Genomic DNA, 3,713 nt, shown 5'->3' with positions numbered 1-3,713 from the left:
GGCCGCCCGTGGCTGATCGCGGCGTCGGTCGCGGTCATCGCCGTCGCCGCGGGCCTGATCGTGGTGCTCGTCGGCCGCGGTGGGAACGGGTCGGCAGCGTCGAACGTGCCCGACTCGGTCGCGACCCGCGCGATCACGCTCCAGGACGACGACAGCGGCCTCGCCCGCCGGCTGGCCCTCGCCGCCTACACCGCCGCGCCGAGCTCGCCGACCACCCGCAGCGCGATGATCGCCCTGTTCGGCGCCGACGTCCCCCCCACCACCGTCGACGCCGGGCCCGGCGCTGTGCTGTCGGCGGCGGTCAGCCCGGACGGAAGCCGGGTCGCCACCGGCGGGACCGACGGCGTCATCACCCTGTGGGAGGTCGCCGGGCGCACCAGGCTCGTCCGGCTCGGCTCGGTGACGAGCACCGGCTGGATCGGGGCGCTCGCCTTCAACGGCGGCGGCGACCTGCTCGCCTCCGGCGGCACCGACGGCGCGGTGCGGCTGTGGAACGTGCGCGACCCGGCCAACATCCATCGCTGGTCCGTCGCCAGGCTGCACACCGACGCCGTGCGCACCGTCGCCTTCAGCCCGGACAGCAACACCCTCGCCTCCGCCGGGGCCGACGGCGTCCTCGCCCTGTGGGACGTCACCGACCCCGCCAACCCGACCCAGCGTTCCCGCGCCGACACGTCCACCGGCGGGCTGTACGCCGTCGCGTTCGCCCCCGCCGGCCGCACCCTGGCCCTCGCCGGAGAGGACGGCACGGTGCGGCTGTGGGACATCCGCGACGCGGCCCACCCCACGCCGGGCGCGGTCCTGCGCGGGCACACCCGCGCGGTGCACGCCGTGACCTTCAGCGGTGACGGCGGCCTGCTCGTCACCGGCGGCGTCGACGCCACCGTCCGCCTGTGGGACGTGCGCGACCCGGGCCGTCCCGTCCCACAGGCGATCGTCGCCGGGCAGCTTGGCGGGGTCTCGAGCGTGGCCCGCGGCGCCGCCCCCGCCCTCGTGGCGTCCGGCGGCGACGACGAGACGGTGCGCCTGTTCGACGTGACCGACCCCGCCGCGCCGATCACCCTGACCCAGTGGCACGGGCACACCCGCCCGATCAGCACGGTCACGTTCGTCGCCGGCACCGGCGTCGTGCTGTCCGCCGGCTACGACGGCACCCTGCGGCTGTGGGAGGCCGACCCGGGCCGGCTCGCCCGCGCCGCCTGCGCCGGCCCGACGAACCGGATCACGCCGGGCGAGTGGGCCGACGCGTTCGCGTCGATGCCCTACCACCAGCCCTGCACCTGAGGCAGCCCTGCACTTGAGGCAGCCCCCAGCACCTGAGGCAGCCCAGCACCTGAGGTGGCCCTGCGTCTGACGCCGACCACCGGCCCGCGCTGTCAGCGCCCGGCCGGTGTTCAGACGCGGTCGGGGTGCGAAAGACTGCAGGTGTGAGCGCTGAAGTGGGGCCATCGGTGATGCTGGTCGAGGACTTCGGGCCGGCCTGGCAGCCGGGGCGGTTCGAACTCGGCACGGACGGCCCGCGGGCGATCCTCGCCGGCGTGGACGGCTCCCGCACGGCGATGCGCGCGGCGGCGTTCGCGGCGGGGCTCGCCCGCCGGCAGGCGTCCCGGCTCGTCGTCGTGTACGTGGCGTCACCGTCGGTCTGGGCTGCACTGTCCCCGGCCCCGGCCGGGGAGGCGGTCCAACAGGTCATCGACTCGATCGCCGCCGAGGTGCGCTCGTCGATCCAGGAACGCTCCGAGGAGCTCGGCGTGCCGATCCGGTTCCTCGTGCGCGCCGGTGATCCCTTCGACGGGATCAAGCGCAGCGCCGCCGAGGTGCAGGCCGACATGGTCGTCGTCGGCGCGTCCGAGAGCGCCGGGCACCGACTGATCGGCTCCCTGGCCAGCCGGCTGGTCCGCAGCGGCCTGTGGCCGGTGACCGTCGTCCCCTAGCCCGCCGCTGCCGGCCCGCCACCCGAGCCGGGTCTGCGACTGGTACTCGGCGGTCCTGCCCCGTCAGGTGCGGGCGACTGGTCCTCGGGCGGCCGAGTCCCGCGAGTCCCGTCAGTTGCGGGCGACCCGTCGGCGTGGGCGCGGCCAGGCGCGGGTGTCGCGCGGTTCCACGTACGGTTCGACGCCCTCGTCGAGGCCGGCGGCGATCGCCCGGGCCCGGGCGATCTCGGCGTCGAGCTCCAGGCCGAGCAGGATCGCCAGGTTCGACAGCCACAGCCATATCAGGAACACGATGACGCCGGCGAGCGTGCCGTAGGTCTTGTTGTACGACCCGAACGTGGCCACGTAGAAGGCGAACGCCCCCGACGCGACCAGCCAGATCACGACGGCCAGCACGCTGCCCGGCGTCAGCCAGCGAAAGCCGTGCGGCCGCACGTTGGGTGTGCTCCAGTACAACAGCGCGATCACGGCGGTGACGATCAGCACGAGGACCGGCCACTTCGCGATCGACCAGGCGGTGATCGCCTCGTGGCCCAGGCCGATCGCGGTGCCCGCCTGTTCGGCGAGCGCGCCGCTGAACACGACGATCATCGAGCTGACCGCGAGCAGCACGACCAGGGTGATCGTGATGAGCAGGCGCAGCGGGGCGATCTTCCAGACGGGCCGGCCCTCCGGCATGTCGTAGACGGCGTTCGCGGCGCGGATGAACGCGGCGATGTACCCCGAGGCGGACCACAACGCGCCGGCCAGGCTGACGATCGCGACGACCCCGCCGGACCCGGCGCTGTCGCGCAGCCCGTTCACGGCGTTGTGCAGGATGTCGCGCGCGGCGCCGGGGGTGAGCTGCTCGATGTTGTCGAGCAGGCGGTCCGTCGTCGACCTGCCGAGCAGCCCGACCAGCGACACCAGCACGAGCAGCGCGGGGAAGACGGCGAGCACGGAATAGTAGGTCAGCGCGGCCGCCCGGTCGGGGAGGTCGTCGTCCATGAACTCGCGGACCGTGCGGCGCAGCACCCCGAACCAGGAACGTCGGGGCAGCTCGGTGACCTGTCCCGGCCCGTCGGCCGCTCGCACGGCCGCCACCGCCTGATCCCGCAGCATCGCCTGGTCCGGCACCATCACCGTTGCCGGGGGCTGCCCGGTTGCGGCGCCCGAGCCGGTCTCGACTGCGGACGCCCCGCCGACCTCGACCTCGGCGTCGGCACCGGTGTCCGGTCCGGTGGCCGCACGCTGGCCGGTGATCCGGCGGTTCCCCCGGCGCCCCCTCATCGCGGGTCGGTCACCGGGCCGAACGGTGCAGCAGCTTCTTGGCGGACCTGCCGGCCGGCGGCTCCGCGGGGACCGGTCGATCGGCCGAGCCGGCCACGCCGTTCGAGCCAGTCGGGATGGTCGAGCCAGCCGGGATGGTCGAGCCAGGCACGCCGTTCGGGCCGGTCGGGACGGTTGCCGTGCCGCGCCGAGCCACCTTGCGGAGCTGGATCATGCGGCCGACACCGGGGATCGCGACGAGAAGCGCGCCGGCGACCGCCGAGAACAGCATCGCGACGGCGAGCGGGATCGACCCGTGCGCCCCGAGGTACGACAGCTTCACATCGTCCTGGTTCTGCAGAATGAAGATCAGCAGAAGGATGAGGACGAGGGCGAACAACACCAGCGTCGTCCAGACCCGGCTGGTGCGGGTGACCGGGATGTGCCCCCGCTCGGCGCGCCTGCCGCGGCCCGAAGCTGGCCGCCGTCCCGTACCCGGCGCGGCGGTCGGCGAGGTCGGCGATCCGGGCG

The 3,713-nt window shown here is 74.5% G+C and carries 4 protein-coding genes; 2 read left to right on the top strand and 2 right to left on the bottom strand.

Annotated features, from left to right (window positions below):
* Positions 1 to 1,284: WD40 repeat domain-containing protein (locus ND748_RS27790; protein WP_251749159.1), on the top strand; the 1,284-nt coding region annotated here is incomplete at its 5' end.
* A gap of 170 nt (positions 1,285 to 1,454) precedes the next feature.
* The gene (locus ND748_RS27785; RefSeq protein ID WP_011606624.1) at positions 1,455 to 1,934 is read left to right on the top strand and encodes a universal stress protein; all 480 of its coding nucleotides are present in this window, start codon (positions 1,455 to 1,457) and stop codon (positions 1,932 to 1,934) included.
* Positions 1,935 to 2,045: 111 nt separating this feature from the next.
* Here the strand turns inward: ND748_RS27785 and ND748_RS27780 are convergent, their stop codons facing one another.
* Together ND748_RS27780 and ND748_RS27775 are read right to left on the bottom strand one after the other, a co-directional pair.
* The gene (locus ND748_RS27780) at positions 2,046 to 3,203 is read right to left on the bottom strand and encodes a YihY/virulence factor BrkB family protein (RefSeq protein WP_374216054.1); all 1,158 of its coding nucleotides are present in this window, start codon (positions 3,201 to 3,203) and stop codon (positions 2,046 to 2,048) included.
* Between the two features lie 10 nt (positions 3,204 to 3,213).
* On the bottom strand, positions 3,214 to 3,713 hold a 500-nt coding region (locus tag ND748_RS27775), incomplete at its 5' end, for a lipopolysaccharide assembly LapA domain-containing protein (protein ID WP_251749158.1).

Origin of the sequence: Frankia sp. AiPs1, assembly GCF_023716945.1 — a bacterium.
GTDB lineage: Bacteria > Actinomycetota > Actinomycetes > Frankiales > Frankiaceae > Frankia.
This window is presented reverse-complemented; position numbering and strand designations above follow the sequence as displayed.